This window comes from Lysinibacillus sp. NPDC093190 (assembly GCF_050280425.1).
Lineage (GTDB): Bacteria > Bacillota > Bacilli > Bacillales_A > Planococcaceae > Lysinibacillus.
On the sequence record NZ_JBNNVG010000006.1, the window covers coordinates 101985 to 115885 of the forward strand.

Sequence of the window (13901 nt, forward strand, 5' to 3'; positions counted from 1 at the left end):
GCACTTAACAATTTACGAACAGCATTAAATAGATTGAAAATATTGGTCACAGAAGAATCTATTTTTGAAGAATTACCACCAAAATAGGAAGTAGGAACAAATAGCTTATCTCAAATAGCAACCACTGCTTTATTTAGTAGTTGCTATTTAATTTTGTATAATGTCATTAAGCAAAATAAGCTTCCCTACTTCCCGATGATCTTGCAAACATAGATTCGTTTAACTAAACAAAATCCTATTCTTTTCCCCATAATTTATATAAGTCTTGTTCAAAAATACTAGGAAAGACACCTGTACGACAGGCAACCCTCAATATTAACAGTGAACCATCATAGTTTTTTAACTTATCAGCAAGGAGATTTGCTAAAACCCCTACATAAATGGAAATTATAAAAATACAAAGGATTTTCTTTTCTACTTGGAAGTTCATTAGGTTGAGAAAAACTTCATTTAATAAAAAAATGTTTAAGGTAAAGGAGAATTAATTCATAAAAGATTCAAAATTACTTTACTTAATTTTAATTTTAATCCTTATTTCCTACAAACTCCATCTTCCAGCTAAAGTATTCGTTATCTGTGTTTTTTTCATATCTCAGAATAGCATCAAATTTATTGCCATTCTTACTCGTTAAGCCTTTTACCAATACCGTTCCATCGGTTAGCAATTTCTTAACCATTGTTTTAGTAGGCTTTTTCTTCATAGTGGGTAAAAATTTATCGTTTTTTCAAATGACAAACTTACAGCCCTTTTTCCAGTTACTCCAGCCAAAGCCTTTTTGTCCTTCGATCACGCTCTGACATTCCCTACTACTTCAAATTTCTTCTTCGCTCGCGTTACTTTGCTAAGTGTCACATCTTCACTTTTTTTAATCGTCTGAACAGCATTGACGGTAAAAAAATCTCTTCCGTTACCACTTTTCATTAAACTCAAATTCAATTTTCCCTTCTACCAAACGGAGTGACGCATTAAATTGTTTACCATTCTTTGATTTAAACCCTTTAACCACAGCTGTTTTACCAATCTTACATAAATCATTAATGTTCTTTTCAGTTAGTTTTTTTCCTAATAGTCTTTCTGGGAACGTTTGCTTACAACCATTTTTATAATTCGAACAACCGTAAAAGCTTTTACGCAAACCTATTTTTCCTACTTTACATGTCGGACATGTCACAATATCTTTCACAGCAGCTGGTTTAAACTGCTCAGCTTCAATGGTGAGCGACTCTAATTGTTTAGGCACCTCCGCTATTAATTGATTAATAAACTTGCCTATGCTTTCAATAAAATGTTTAGCAGAGCCTTCCCCACGACCAATTTTATTTAAGTAAATTTCCCATTTTGCAGTCATAGATGGACTTGAAAGTAATGTCCCTTCAATTGCCCGACATAAAAGCTCCCCTTTAGGCATAATGCTCACTATGTTTTTTCGTACTTCAATAAATCCATGCTTTTTAATCGTCTCTATAATGCCACTCCGAGTTGCTTCTGTACCAATACCTTCAATCGATTTCAGCACCTCGATTTCCTCTTCATCCTCAACTGATTTACCACATGTTTTCATCATCGTAATTAACTGCCCTTCGGTATAGGGTTTTGGAGGTGTTGTTGTGCCTTCAATGATATCGACCTTACTTTGCACGATTTCACCTTGGGATACTATAGGCAATACCTCGTCCTTATTTTGAGACTCTTTTTCATTGAAAAAAAGCGCTTTCCAGCCTCTCACAAGCTCTGTTTTCCCAATCGATTTAAACTCTAAATTTTTCACGTTTGTTAGTATCGTTTTTTCATCATATTCATAATCTTGATGGAACATCGCTAATGTTGTATTGACTATTTCAAAATATATATTTCTTTCATCAGTAGGCATTGATTGCAATGCTTTTTCACTAGGAATTTTTTTCGTCGGAATAATTGCATAGTGTTCTCCGACATTTGAGCTGTCAACATAGCGTTTATTTTGGCCTCTCAGAACTGGTGCAAACTCCTGTCCAATAAGCTGTTGGTATCTTGGTAAAGCATTATTTAAGTATTCGAATTCATTTTGTGTAATGAGCTGCGAATCAGTACGTGGATACGATACTAATTTTTTTTCGTACAGCGATTGCGTCAACTTTAACACATGCGCCGGACTATATTTCCAACGTTTATTGGCTGTGGCCTGAAGAGTTGATAATGCATGCAACTTTGGTGGCTGAACGCGCTTTGTTTTATTTGTAACGTTCACAATTTGTCCTGTATCGATTGGTTGAATATCGTGCTGGTATAATAGCTGCTCTGCTTCTTCTTTTACCTTTGTCTTTATTTTCGCTTTTCCTTTATAAACACCATTTTGCGCCTTGAATACGCCTTCAACCTCATAAAAGTTTTCAGGTTTAAAATTTTCGATTTCTTGTAGTCTTTTATAAATTAAATAAACTGTTGGCGATTGTACTCGACCAATTGATATACTGCCTTTAAATCCTTTTTGTTGTAGCAGCAACGTATACAACCGACTACAGTTCATTCCGACAAGCCAGTCACTAATTTGACGTGTTTTTGCTTCTTGATACATTAGTAAATCGCGTTCATTGCTTTGCATATTATTAAAGCCTTTACGAATTTCATCAACTTCTAATGAGTTTATCCATAAGCGTTTCACAGGCTTCTTTACATTCGTCATTTTATAAATTGAATAAAAAATATTTGATCCCTCACGTTCGGCATCGCAAGCATTATAAATCATTGTCACTTGAGGATCTTGAAAAATCTTTTTTACAGCATTAAACTGCGTATACATATTACTTACTACTTTATCTTCATACCTATCTAAGATAATAGGTAATGAATCAAGTGACCAATTTTCCCATTCTTTTTTATATTCCTTGGGTTCTTTTAACGTCACAAGATGACCAATTCCCCAACTTATTACAGCACCATCAGGAAATGTTGGACAAGGCTCTAATTCAATAAAGTTTTTTTCTTTTAGTTTAATTTTAAATGCATCAGCATAAGCTCTTGCTTGAGATGGTTTCTCTGCTAAAATAGCGATTTTCCCCATTAATCATCACATCTTCTTTAAAATATTTTAGTAGTTTATATAAAAACATAAAACTCAACTAATCAGATTAGTTGAGTTTTATGTGAAATACCTTACTACTATTTTACTTTAAACAATTTAAAATATCACTTACTAAAATCTTTGTACCAGTAGCACCCTTCAAATATTTTAAATCTCCAGTCGCAAGCCAATCGATTTCATCTAGCTTCATTAAAATTTGTGCAATTTTGACAGAATCAGGCTGCTGTGATTTAACTAAGTAATTATCATTTATCACTGTATTACCAACAATCGCTAATGCATTTAAACATGTAATATGTGTCATTCGATAACTAACCTCTACTTCTGTCATCGGGGTTCGAGACTTGCACCCTATAGTTCATACGCATGCCAGGCGCACATCAATTTGGGATTAATTTTTATATATTATAATTATTTATGTAAAATAAAATGAAGAAAGGTAATATTTACACATATTTTTAATTCTATATCTCTATCAAGTAGTGTTTTTTTTCGGAAATCTATAAGATCTTTTTCTTCTACATAAATGATTTTAGATAAACTTTCTGTTGTTAACATATAATCCGTTAGCAAATCATTCAATATTAATTTAACTCTTTCTTTTACATTGAAATTTTCAAATCCGAAATTTAACATTGTTAATTTATTATCAATTTCTTCGGACTTTTCATTTGTGATGATATCTGAATCTTTCATTAAGTGTTCTATCTCACTTACAGATAAATTTAATAATTTGGATAGTTGTTGATTATTTAAATTAAATTTTTTAACTAATTCTAGAGTTTGATCTTTAAGGTAGTCATATTGTTTTGAGTGATTAGATGTAGCAAATAATTCTACGTCATTCCCATAATATTCCATTACATCACACCTCATCGTTTATTTGTTAATCATAATATAGTCTCAGTTAAAATCCCCATTCCTATATTGACGGATGTAACCCTTTAAAACAAACATAAGTTTAGCTTTCCCTCTTTCGGAATTTTTAAATAGGAAAGGGAATAAGCACTTATTATTTCATTTGGTTATTTTATCATTTAGAAGAACTCCTGGCTGATCACAAGCTATTTTATAGACAAATTTTTTTCGTGCAAGATGATAACTTTTATCTTCTCCATAAAAATTAATCTTCATTTGTTCTAATTCTTCATTGCGATATTCTGCTAATGGCTTTTCTTTTTCATCTCTTTCTCTTTCTACTTGTTTATTTGCAATAATTTCATCATAAAGAGTCGAAGATGCCCAATATTCAGCAACTTTTTGTATTTTTTCATAAAATTCTTGGACATTACCTTTAAAATAATCATCAATTAATCCGATTTCTTTTGCTTTTAATGTACTTAAGGCAGGACATGTTTCAGTAATTTCAAAAGCTAACTCTTTTCCCAAACGTTTTGGTAATAAATACGTCCAATATTCTGAACCATATAGGTTTCCCATTTTTTTATAATGAGGATTTAAAACAACACCTTCTCTTGCAAAAATAAAATCACCTGTGAGACCTAGTATGACCCCTCCTGCACCAGCATTTCCTTGCATAGCAGTCATAACAATTTTGTCTGGTGTATTTAGAATTTCAAGAATCATATCATCAATCGCATTAATATTTTCCCACGATTCATCCCCTTGATTTTCAGCATATTCAATAGTATTTAAGTGAATTCCATTAGACCAAAAATCATGTCCACCCATTAAAACTAATACTTTAATATTTTTTGTTTTAGCTTCTATAATGGCTTGTTGAAGTTTCTTACAGTGTGAGGTGTGCATAGCCCCATTATAAAAATCAAAATGCAAGTACCCTACTTGATTTTTTTCTTTATAGTAGATTTCTCTATATGTTCTACCTTCAATATCGTCAAAAGGGTTAATAAGTAATTCAGGAACATTCCATAATAAATGTGAAAGAGCAAGGGATGCTGGTAACTTTATCCCACCTTTTTTCTTTACGTGACTAATCCAAACACTTCCATCAATCGTTCCTATACAAACTGCATCATCACGATAGCCAAGAATTTCCCCAATATTCCCAACAACTCTGTCATCTACATGACAACCGAATAAATAGTATTCTTCACCGAATATGGTATCAAGAACTCCAGGGTTACTATCAGCAGAACGAATTTTTCTTGCGATAGTTTCAGAATTATCACTAAACCAATGAATTCTACGGTCAAATTGTTTCATTGTTGGTAAAAGTGTACCTTTCACATTTGAATTATTATAATCTAATGGTTCAGGAAAATACTCTTCTTTTTGATACTCCTTAAACTTCACCAATAAATCAAGTAATCCTTCTACAGCTACATGTGTTGCTTCATGTCTGTATAGCGTACTTTTACTAACTTCACGCATCGAATAATTGTTTGTAGACCAAATATCTCCTGCATCCATTTCCTCCTCTGCTTGAAGTAGTGTAACTCCCCATTCTCTCTCCTGACCCATGATCGCCCAATCAATAGAAGAAGGTCCTCTATCCCCTTTAATACCAGGGTGTACAATAATACATACATACCTCTTCCAAATTTCCTCTGGGATGGCCGTCTTCAGGAACGGACAGATAATCAAATCTGGTTTTGAAACTTCTATTGCTTGAATCATTGTATCTATTGTTGTGGTGATATGAATATCCACTTCATATTTTCTATCTGTCAATTCAACGTAAAAGCGTTGGCTCAAGCTGTTATGTGCGGATGTTATAAATAATATTTTCATTTTAATCCTCCAATATCTTTTTTATAGCCTATGTAGGTAGTGATAAACAAAATATAACCGAGCTTATCATTGTTTATAGGTGCACAATGTATACCCAATTGAACCAATGGCGAGCGTTTTTTCTGAGACTTGATTAATCTTTCGTATTAGAATTCCTAAATGGAGTCTCCTATTTGATGATGAGGCATTTTCCAGTTGACAATTATGCATCATACAAGAGGGCATTTTCTATTTCAAGCACTGAAAATCCTTCAGCAGAAACGCCCTTAATTAGGAAAATTTCCCAATGATCTCATTTTATTTTTTCGAGTGATGTGAGTCAACGAAAGACACAAAATAGACAAAATTAACATACTTCAAGATTACAATATTGGCATATAATAGACAAATTATAAATAATAACCAATTTATGAATATTGGAAATGAACTATAAACCTCCCTCGTTAAATGTTGATATATCAATAGTTTGACCCGCTTTTCAGAAAAAATTTTTTTATGCTAATTTTTATATAATCATTTTTAGTTCTTCAATTATTCGTCATTTGATGAGTACGATTTGCTACATTGGTTATAATTAACTTTAATTCCACTAAGCTGAAGGCGTTTCAGTAAGAGCTTCTATTGCTGATGAGGGGGAATGGGTTAGCATCAAATAGGGGAAGGGACAAAACTAGTCAAAACTTTAAAAAGTGCGAGAAATCAATTCCTGATTTCTCGCACTTTTCTGATTTTTTTGGATTTTTCTTTAAAAATTTACTTATTTCTCTGCCTCTCTCTATTTACGAAAACGGATATTTAGTTTTACATATTATACTTGCACCAACTGTAACGCCTTCTTAACTTCCTGTACATCTTTTGCTAATACGCTCTTCACATTCGATCCGAACCATTCCAATGACGCATCTACCTCCACGATTGAAACTACTTCTGCTAGGAATTCATTATAATCAATTGCACCTTCAAACAACGGAACCATCCCTTCTCTAGACCCTGATGCAGCATAAACATTGTTTGGAGAAAAAACACCAAGTTGTGCACGTGAGGCAATATTTTTAAAGTGAAAATGTAAGATATAAGGACGAAGTTGCTTCATGGCGACAATAGGGTTTATCCCTGATTCCCATATATGTAAAACGTCAAAGTTCACTCGTAGGTTTGAGTGATTCGTTTCTTCGAGTAACTCCATTGTTGAAGGTAGATTATCTGTCAATGTATTCGGATGTGTTTCAACAAGCAAATATTGTCCTTTTGACTCAAGATAATCACAGAGCATTCTAAGTCTGAAAATAAGTTCTTCCCTTTCTTTCTTACTCGTATCTGAACTGCCCTGTTTACCTACAAATGTACGTATCTTATTGGTTCCCCAGCGCTTTGCAAGTGATGATAACATCTCTGTTTCAGCCATCATCTCAGAAACTGGTGCTTCTAATGGCAAATAATCACTAATCATGCTCGTTTCCAAACCGTAAGAGCTTAGCCAATCTGCCCCATAATGAAGTTCATCTGCCAAGTTCTTTGCATGAACACCCCAGAGTTCGATTCCTTGAAAGCCTTGAGTTTTTGCAAAGTGAGCTAATTGATCCATCGAGTGGAGATGGTGTCGAAACGAGATTGTACAGATAGATAGTTTCATAACATAACCTCTTTCTTGTGCTGTAATGTTAACCATGCTTGAAAACATTCTTGTAACCCTTGCTTAATCTTGAACTCAAGGAGATTTTGTTCTTCTAACTTCACAAAAATATCTTCAGCTAATAATAAATCTTGCGTCATCACAAGTTTCATCACTCGATACTGAATCGTTGTATAGCCATTCACTAAACGCTCAATATCATCACACCATGTGTCAAAGCTTTCCTCATCGCGGCCAAGTGCTTCCCCCAAAAATGCAAACGCATGTTCATATGCATACTTTCTAATCGCAATAACTGGTAATTGTTTTATTGCAGTCGGAAGTTTTGACATACTTTCTTTTTCTTTTCCTGCAATATACTCTTTAATAATTTCGGTAATTGCATCTGTCAACGGATTACAATGAAGCTTTATACATGTATTAAAATAGGCTTCAACCGTCTCTGTAGTTGGAGCAATAATCGTCTCAGAATTAAAGTAATAACCACCTCCGACAGTTGGCTCTTGGATTGCAGCTAAAATTCTCTCTTTCGGTAAAATCCCTTCCCAGCGAAAATCAGGGTCATACATAAACCAATCTTCTTCATTTTCTGTCGATTCTAGCATCACATAATGAGGGAATGGACGTTGATGAAATTTATTCTCTCGCTCAGGAAGCATCGATAAATCCAGCATCACCATCACATGTTGATGTGGAGATTTATTCTCTAATAACCTTAGCAGTTTGTTTATATTTTCTTGTTTGGATTGCTTTTCGTCATACCATTTGTATAGCTTGATTCCATAGAGCATTTCATACCATGTTTGAAAGAAATGATGATCAATTTGATCAGAGTGGTATGTTAGCACTCCATTATCGAGCACATCAAAATCTGCGTCCCATACCCCAAAATAGTAAGGCCTATGATCGACGCCTTCCGTTCTCTTAATAACCTCACAAACACAGCTTACAAAACAATGAACTTTTATCATTTTTAGCCTCCGATTATTCTACCTTTTGCAGTTTTTCTAAAAAGCTTGCCAGTGTTCCTACTGTTTTGAAATCTTTAGGAACAAGAACCTCATCAGGAATGGAAATGCCAAGATCCAACTCTATATGAAGAATCAGTTGAAGGACCATAATTGAGTCCATATACAAATCCTCATTTAATCGGGCATCTTCATTAAAAGAAGACAGTGTCTGCAACTCTAATGAATTTTCCATAATATCATAGATGCTCTTGATCAATTGTTGTCGCGTCATACTGGTATGCCTCCAAGTTTTTTTCTACTTACTTTTCCATTAGGTAGCTTTTCAATTTCATGAACAAACACAAACTCCATCGGAATTTGATGTGGAGCGAGAAATTTCCGGCACCATTCTCTAAGTTCCATATTATCGATTGGTTCAGTAGATACATATAGTGCGCATACTCGCTCTCCTGATAGGTTGTCTTGTTTCTTATATACGACTGCTTCGACTATTCTTGGGTCATCAATTAACACGCTTTCAACTTCTTGCGGATACACATTTAAGCCTGCAACATTAATCGTGTCATCTATTCTTGCAAGAAAAGAAAGAACATTATCTTCTATATAGCCAAGATCTTTCGTATAAATCGTTTGTGTAGACAATTCAATGATAATTTCGCTCGGTGTTTGTTTGTCACCAGCTGTCACCTTCACATGAGGAAGGGGGTAACCCATTTCTTTCGGATCTTCCACATTCGGGTGAATCGCAACACACCCGGATTCAGAGCATCCATACTGCTGTAGAACTTGCCGAGATTTCTCTCTTAATGATGTCAACCAGCTATGCGGCATCATAGTTCCTGAAGTCATCACACGATCAAATTGTTGATCAATAGGTATTAATCGACTTAATGTATATAGTAACGCTGGAGCCGCATAGAGTATGTGCTTAGGATATTCTTTTAGCTTTTTCAAAATATATTTAGGATTACTGTTCGTAATAATAACTGGCTTTGCTCCCCTTCTTATGCAAGCCAAGACACCACAAATGAATCCATAAGAATGAGTAACCGGACAAGCGACAACAGAATTTGTCAAGGAATCGACAGGTAAAGTCTTCACATAACTTTCAATTTCTTCTTCCACTGAACTCCACGTTCGTTCAATACATTTCGGAGTTCCTGTTGTACCTGAGCTCATTTGAACTAATACTCCTTCTTGGTTATTGGAATGATTTGATAGTTCGATGAAAGTATCAATCGATTGGAACATCAAAAGATGACTACCTGCTGAAGAAGCAATCCGCACAGATCCCTCTTTTGGCGTCGCTGGATGGATTGGGACAACTGATCCACCTTTTTCGCGAATGTATAAACAAAGGGCCATATATTGGAAAGTATCATCCGTACAAATAGCTAGTCTGCGATTGTTACACTCCCTTAGATAAGGTAAGCTTTCATATATTTCAAATTGCTTCTCGATATCTTCTACTGTATAAAATTGATCATTGACATAAAACATCATCATTTCCCCTTTTTATCCGCTTGCGCCAACGCATTGTTGACAATATGTCGAAAATTACCTTCTTCTTGATTTTGAAGTTTCTTTGTTAGCAAAGATTCAACATAGATTTGTGTGCTAGTATGCTGAAGCTGTTCATTTCTTGAGCATAATGATGGAAAGCGTTCAAAGTGCTTCTGTATTCCGTCCTTAACTTGACTCCAAAAATGTGTTTCTGCAAATCCATACTGCTCTTCTAGCAAATAAGATAGTTCACTTAAATGAAACACGAATAGTGTATCCATAGCTAACTCTCGTAAAGCCTCTACAGAAGACATCCAATAATAATGATCGACAGGTGCATCTTTAAAACGTTCGTGTATCGTTTCAAAGTCTGGAATAAGGCTTCTGTCTGCAATGAATTCTTCCATATATTCGATACTGTCATGGAAATCCCTCAGTACAACCCGAGTCGGCCACCCATTTTGATGTAATAAAATCATATTTTGCGCATGGGCCTCAACAGCAATCCCGTGAGCTACAAGCAAGTGCCACACAGGAATAACACTCACTTCGATCAAGCGTTTTACCCATTCCTCCGTTCCATATCGGCAAAGCCAATCATCAATAAATGGACGCCCATCTATCTCCATCATCATTAGTACCGTAAACGGTACCGCTTCCTCTTCATCCTTCATATACGAGCGCACACTTTCTCGCCATATTGAGCCAAGCTGACCTTCTAGTTTTCTGCTATGCTTTTTTGCATTCGGTTCAAAAATAATCCCTGCATATTCTTCCAGTACAATAAGAGACGCTTCCCCTTGTAAATAGGCGTCTAATTGAATCACCTGTTTAAGCCATGCTGAAATATGAGGAGCGGCACAAACAGCATGAGAATGTAACTTTCGTAATGAAGAGGTATTCACCATATTCATCGAGCATTTTAATTGCGCCTTTTTTGGATTTGAAAAATTCCATAATGTTCGCACTGATTGGGTTGCCCTATAGTAATCTCCTTGCACATCTAGAGGTATTAGATCTCTTTGCTCAATTAATCCAGCTAGTTCATGTTTCATGTTATGCCATTGCCAAGGATGAACAGGTAAGAACGTATATTCTTCAAGTGTTCCATCGAATACAGCAAGCTTTGCAAGAAAGTCTCCCCACAGCAAATGCCCTAGCTCTTCTTTCCAAAAGTTCTCTTCTTCTTCAAGAACAGTGATTCGTACGTAGCTTCTTCTCACTGCAACCCATTGAAGGGTAAATGATTGCTTTGCCTCAGGGCCATAGTCTTTATGGTCGTCGATCGTAAAACCGGTTCTGGATTTAAAACAAGGATGATATGGATGTCCTTCAATGATTTCTGATTCTAATTCTTCGTAGCTAGAATTTCTTCTCGACATCGGCATTTGGAGATGACGATCATTCCATTCACAAAGCTTACCCGTTAAATGAAGTTCTTTCAGTAATCGAACTTTGTCTCTATGAGTCAAAAGTAATTCATCAACTAGATCCTCAAGCGTTGCCTCTAGTATCGTTTCATCTTTTTCTACTAGAAAAATACTATTTCTCTTTATTCGGATGCGGTCAAATGCCATTCTTCTCCCTTCACAACGATAGGTGCACTTCTGTCCAACAAGAGTAAGAATTGAAGTCCATTTATCTAGACGAGTTTCTTCATATTTGATTAGTCCTTCAAAAATCATTGCTTCTACAAGCTGCCTCCTTACACGTAGCTCTCCTTGTTTAGAAGCTAAGGGCTGTAGCTGCTGCATATTCTGCCTCCTCATACTGTAAAACAAACGGATTTGGAATTTTTGTGTATACCGCTTGTTCAAGTTCGGCTTCTAGTTCATCTACATCATGAAATCTTGTTAATAAATTTGCTTTGAACGCAAGCTCTTCTTGTTTTAGAATGTTACGAACAAATGCCTTCCCGAGACCTGTAAATTCTTTTTCTAATAAGTGGAGTTGATCGATAGACCACTTCAAAAGAATTTTTTCATCGATTAGCTGATCTGCTCCAAATCGGGAAATTACCGGAAACAATTGATTCATAAACAAATAATATGTAAATCTATCATGAATAAGTGCATCTTCGTAAAATAGCTCAGCTGTTTCATGTAAAGAAGGCTCTATTGAAAGAAGTTCTTCCTTATATGTTTTTGATAAGTAATATCCTTGGTTATCACGATAATAATAAGTAGTTGGATAACCTGAAGAAATGTTTAACACGCTATTTTGCTGATGTGCTTCTAGAGCTATCCCATACTCATCGTATAACCTTAATAATGATTCAATAGCACATTTCCAATAAACTTTAAACCAATCTAAACTTATGCTTTCTAATGAGCGGAATTCTGATTGAGAGATTTCCATAATGAGCTGATACAGTCTCGATTTTTCTTTTGGCAGAGGTTCTTGCACAAGAGCGGCAATCATGCAGATTCCTTCATCGTGTCCTTTTGGGAATACGTTTGAGCGAAAAATAACCTCAAACCCTGATTCCGCCTGATTTGGAAACTCTACAGTCATATAGGCTGGGTCATCAATCATCCGAAAAGATGGATGGTTCTGTAAGAAATCAATCTTATTCATTAACCGAGCCATAACAATTCCAGCTTTTAGTTCATGCGTTCTATTTACCCTCAATGAATTCGTTATTTTTACAGGAATTGAAAACTTATACATCATCTCTTCATTTGAGCTATATACTGTTCTTATCGAAGAGGTTGCTGTATACAATGCTCCTAGCGCACCTTCGTATTTTATCAATCCTTCAGCAAGCGCTTTTTTTACATACTGTTGCTGTAAAAGCCACTGTGCTTGAAGCGGATGCATCGGAATGAGGCAATCCTTCTCTGACATAACAAAATCAGGTTGTGATTTTGTTAAAGACTGATAAATGAGTTCACTCGCACTTTTTTCTAATACAGAGGACTCTTTCACAATTTTGCGGTCGACACGAAAATAGTGAAGTTGGAAAGAACCTTGTAGCTCTGGAGCAAAACTCATTTGTTGCCAATTTGCCATACCTTGTCTGCTTTTAGGTGTCGGATGAAGCCAATGTCCAAATAAGAGAGACTGCTCAGCTTCAATAAATGTATCGTTTGCTCCATTTTGTTTCTTATCTTCCAAACTGTTTTCAATATAATTTGCCATCGTTTGATAGCTCTCAATTATGCGCAGAATGAGTTCATCAAAATGGGAAGAAAATCCAGGACATCCATCCGCCTTAGCCATTAAATGTAGCTCTTGAATGAGCGTGATGAGTATCGTTAATTTATCTTCGACAAGCCATTGTTTTTTTTTCGTACAATACTTCAACGAAACACCAAATATATGTCTTCCAACAAGAGATTTGTATTCCACACCAAATGCAATACGGGTGTTTTGTATCGGCAACTCAAGCTCTAACATGTGTCCCTCTGTAATAAGGATAGTTAGTTGCTGTTCTGTTATCCACTCCTCCTTTTTGATCCAATGTCCGCTTCTCACTTCTCGTATATAACAATTCATAAACGCCTGAAACGTTGCATTTTCTGCAATCTGTTTAGCAATCTGTTGCATGTAATTAGCCATCCTTTCACAAAATCTTCTACCTAGTAAATGATAATGGTTCTCATCAATTGTTAAAAAAATTTGTCTTCCTAATTAGAAAGACTGATAATAAGAAGTAAATGGAAACAAATGTGTTGCTGACAAATGATACACATTTACTAGTAATTAAAAAAACACTAAAAATTTATAGGATGATAGTAAATTCATAACTACGCGACACAATTGATAATGATTATCATTTTCAACCATATCTACATAATACAGGAAATACATAAATGGTCAAATGTCTAAAGACCTATATAGCGATACTAGCCATCGAAATAAGTAAAACTGTAGCAGCAGAGATCGTTTCTTATATCACTTGTCCGATTTTATTGATTTGTGATCTATTGTGACGACAAAATATTACAAAGAGAAAACGCTATCTCGGAGTGAATTAACCTTTGTTTTTGTATACACATTATTTTATATTTATTC

10 protein-coding genes and 1 pseudogene are annotated in these 13901 nt (G+C 35.1%); all 11 read right to left on the reverse strand.

The genetic code is table 11. The annotated features are described in order from the left end of the window. Positions 1–524: 524 nt before the first annotated feature. Positions 525–895: pseudogene (locus tag ACQKOF_RS07195) on the reverse strand (topoisomerase C-terminal repeat-containing protein); the annotation flags it as partial. 13 nt (positions 896–908) lie between these two features. Next, positions 909–3041: a DNA topoisomerase III gene (topB, locus tag ACQKOF_RS07200; protein WP_427554968.1), complete on the reverse strand. Its 2133-nt coding sequence runs from the start codon at positions 3039–3041 to the stop codon at positions 909–911. A gap of 103 nt (positions 3042–3144) precedes the next feature. Continuing rightward, positions 3145–3366, reverse strand: a complete 222-nt coding sequence (locus ACQKOF_RS07205) for a hypothetical protein (RefSeq protein ID WP_427554970.1) — start codon at positions 3364–3366, stop codon at positions 3145–3147. A 107-nt stretch (positions 3367–3473) separates the two neighbouring features. Beyond that, positions 3474–3923 carry an HTH domain-containing protein gene (locus ACQKOF_RS07210; protein WP_427554972.1) on the reverse strand — a complete coding sequence of 150 codons (450 nt, stop codon included), beginning with the start codon at positions 3921–3923 and terminating at the stop codon, positions 3474–3476. Between the two features lie 156 nt (positions 3924–4079). Beyond that, positions 4080–5777, reverse strand: coding sequence for a hydrogenase maturation protein (locus tag ACQKOF_RS07215; protein WP_427554974.1), 1698 nt, complete (start codon positions 5775–5777; stop codon positions 4080–4082). 808 nt (positions 5778–6585) lie between these two features. Continuing rightward, positions 6586–7410 carry a sugar phosphate isomerase/epimerase family protein gene (locus ACQKOF_RS07220; protein ID WP_427554976.1) on the reverse strand — a complete coding sequence of 275 codons (825 nt, stop codon included), beginning with the start codon at positions 7408–7410 and terminating at the stop codon, positions 6586–6588. Beyond that, complete coding sequence (locus ACQKOF_RS07225) at positions 7407–8381, reverse strand: DUF6005 family protein (RefSeq protein ID WP_427554978.1); 975 nt, start codon at positions 8379–8381, stop codon at positions 7407–7409. Before ACQKOF_RS07225 ends, ACQKOF_RS07220 begins: the two co-directional genes overlap by 4 nt. Positions 8382–8394: 13 nt before the next feature. Further along, on the reverse strand, positions 8395–8652 hold the full coding sequence (asbD, locus tag ACQKOF_RS07230; protein WP_427554979.1) for a petrobactin biosynthesis protein AsbD: 258 nt from the start codon (positions 8650–8652) through the stop codon (positions 8395–8397). Next, on the reverse strand, positions 8649–9881 hold the full coding sequence (locus ACQKOF_RS07235; RefSeq protein ID WP_427554981.1) for an AMP-binding protein: 1233 nt from the start codon (positions 9879–9881) through the stop codon (positions 8649–8651). Before ACQKOF_RS07235 ends, asbD begins: the two co-directional genes overlap by 4 nt. Positions 9882–9883: 2 nt before the next feature. Further along, the gene (locus ACQKOF_RS07240) at positions 9884–11638 is read right to left on the reverse strand and encodes an IucA/IucC family protein (protein WP_427554983.1); all 1755 of its coding nucleotides are present in this window, start codon (positions 11636–11638) and stop codon (positions 9884–9886) included. After that, the gene (locus tag ACQKOF_RS07245; protein WP_427554985.1) at positions 11610–13433 is read right to left on the reverse strand and encodes an IucA/IucC family protein; all 1824 of its coding nucleotides are present in this window, start codon (positions 13431–13433) and stop codon (positions 11610–11612) included. Before ACQKOF_RS07245 ends, ACQKOF_RS07240 begins: the two co-directional genes overlap by 29 nt. Positions 13434–13901 lie beyond the last annotated feature (468 nt).

Bases quoted from the DNA above. Each gene is read 5' to 3' on its own strand.
- topB (WP_427554968.1), bottom strand. From the start codon at position 3,041: ATGGGGAAAATCGCTATTTTAGCAGAGAAACCATCTCAAGCAAGAGCT.
- ACQKOF_RS07205 (WP_427554970.1), bottom strand. From the start codon at position 3,366: ATGACACATATTACATGTTTAAATGCATTAGCGATTGTTGGTAATACA.
- ACQKOF_RS07210 (WP_427554972.1), bottom strand. From the start codon at position 3,923: ATGGAATATTATGGGAATGACGTAGAATTATTTGCTACATCTAATCAC.
- ACQKOF_RS07215 (WP_427554974.1), bottom strand. From the start codon at position 5,777: ATGAAAATATTATTTATAACATCCGCACATAACAGCTTGAGCCAACGC.
- ACQKOF_RS07220 (WP_427554976.1), bottom strand. From the start codon at position 7,410: ATGAAACTATCTATCTGTACAATCTCGTTTCGACACCATCTCCACTCG.
- ACQKOF_RS07225 (WP_427554978.1), bottom strand. From the start codon at position 8,381: ATGATAAAAGTTCATTGTTTTGTAAGCTGTGTTTGTGAGGTTATTAAG.
- asbD (WP_427554979.1), bottom strand. From the start codon at position 8,652: ATGACGCGACAACAATTGATCAAGAGCATCTATGATATTATGGAAAAT.
- ACQKOF_RS07235 (WP_427554981.1), bottom strand. From the start codon at position 9,881: ATGTTTTATGTCAATGATCAATTTTATACAGTAGAAGATATCGAGAAG.
- ACQKOF_RS07240 (WP_427554983.1), bottom strand. From the start codon at position 11,638: ATGCAGCAGCTACAGCCCTTAGCTTCTAAACAAGGAGAGCTACGTGTA.
- ACQKOF_RS07245 (WP_427554985.1), bottom strand. From the start codon at position 13,433: ATGCAACAGATTGCTAAACAGATTGCAGAAAATGCAACGTTTCAGGCG.